The organism is Mesorhizobium sp. WSM4847 (genome assembly GCF_055811335.1).
Genome location: NZ_JBVVPY010000064.1, coordinates 2,722 through 4,562, shown reverse-complemented (window position 1 = coordinate 4,562; position 1,841 = coordinate 2,722). Strand labels below are relative to the sequence as shown.

Sequence of the window (1,841 nt, the reverse complement as noted above, 5' to 3'; positions counted from 1 at the left end):
CTGCGGCGGACACGACAGGGGGAAAACTGTAACCCATGTATCCGGTTCAAAGTGTTACCCATCTTTCAACTGGACACTGGCAGGGCGATGAGGGGCGGCGCCGAGATCGACAATTAATCTCAAGTGAGGCTACCGCGCGCCGGAGGAGGACGTCATGACCATAGCTCAGGCACCGGTGGCGCTGCGCCGGCCGATCGACGGACGCCACCGCAAAATGTTCGTCGATGGCGCCTGGGTCGACGCCCGCTCGGGCAGGACCATGGAGACCCGCAATCCGGCCACCGGCGCGGTCATTGCCACGGTGCCGCGCGGCGACCGCCAGGATGTTGAGCTGGCGATGGCCGCAGCGCGCAGGGCCTTCGACGGGCCGTGGAGCCGGTGCAAGCCCTATGAGCGGCAGGTGCTGCTGCTCAGGGTCGCCGATCTTTTGGAAAAGCACTGGGAGGAGATCAGCCGCTCGGACACCACCGACATGGGCATGCCGATCGTGCGCACCCTGGCCAACCGCAATCGTGTCATCGGCATGCTGCGCTATTATGCCGGCATGGCGACGTCCCTGCACGGCGAGACGATCGAGAACTCGCTGCCGGGCGAAATCGTCTCCTTTACGCGCAAGGAGCCGGTCGGCGTCGTCGGCGCCATCATCCCGTGGAACGCCCCGACGGCCGCTTCGATCTGGAAGATCGGACCGGCGCTGGCGACCGGCTGCACCGTGGTGCTTAAACCGTCGGAAGAGGCTCCGCTGACGCCGCTTCTGATCGCCGACATCATGAACGAGGCCGGCGTTCCGCCAGGCGTTGTCAACATCGTGACCGGCACCGGCGCCGAGGCAGGCGCCGCACTTGCCGAGCATATGGGCGTCGACAAGATCGTCTTCACCGGCTCGACGGCAACCGGCCAGTCGATTGTCCGGGCGTCTGCCGGCAACCTCAAGCGCGTCTCGCTGGAGCTTGGCGGCAAGTCGCCGGTCATCGTCTGCGCCGACGCCGATCTCGACAAGGCGGTGCCGGTGGCGGCGATGTCGGTGTTCGCCAATTCCGGCCAGATCTGCATCGCCGGCTCGCGCCTGTTCGTCGAACGCTCCGTCCATGACGACTTTGTCGAGCGGCTGGCGGCCTATGCCAAGGGTCTCAGGATCGGCGACGGCATCGACCCGGCGACCGAGATCGGCCCGCTCGTCTCCGAAAAGCAACTGCAACGGGTCGCCTCGTATCTCGAGGCCGGCGCGGCGGAGGGCGCGACCCTCGTCACCGGCGGTCAACGCCTCATGGAAGGTGCGCTGGCCGCCGGCAATTTCGTCGCGCCGACCGTCTTTGCCGATGTCTCGGACGACATGAGGATCGCGCGCGAGGAGATCTTCGGGCCGGTGATTTCGGCGCTGCCGTTCGATACGCTCGATGAGGCGGTCGAGCGCGCCAACAACACGCCCTACGGTCTTGCCGCCGGGGTCTTCACCCGCAACGTTGCCACCGCCCACCAGCTGTCGCGAAAAATCCGCGCCGGCTCAGTCTGGGTGAACACCTATCACGCCATCGATCCGGCCGTGCCCTTCGGCGGCTACAAGATGAGCGGCTACGGCCGCGAGGGCGGTGCCGAACACCTCGACGAGTATCTCAACACCAAGGGCGTGTTCATCAAGATCGATTGAGCGATCCGCCGAATAATGCATGTCGCGCAAAAGCACGCCCTCGGGCTTGAACCGAGGGTGCTTGGCTTGAAAACAGCTGTCGGACGCTGCCAAATTACCGAAGTTGGCGCTTCCCCCAAAAACCCCCCAGGGCGGGCCAGCGCGCCGGGGCGGGGGGGGGGGCCCCAAAACAGCGGGTGAGGGAGAATGTGGG

The 1,841-nt window shown here is 65.8% G+C and carries 1 protein-coding gene; it reads left to right on the top strand.

Features of this window, described 5'->3' with window-relative positions:
- Positions 1-154: 154 nt before the first annotated feature.
- Positions 155-1,648, top strand: a complete 1,494-nt coding sequence (locus tag AC0L28_RS34310) for an aldehyde dehydrogenase family protein (RefSeq protein ID WP_473482892.1) — start codon at positions 155-157, stop codon at positions 1,646-1,648.
- Positions 1,649-1,841 lie beyond the last annotated feature (193 nt).

Excerpts from the sequence above, each read along its gene's own strand:
- AC0L28_RS34310 (WP_473482892.1), top strand. The coding sequence starts at position 155 with ATGACCATAGCTCAGGCACCGGTGGCGCTGCGCCGGCCGATCGACGGA.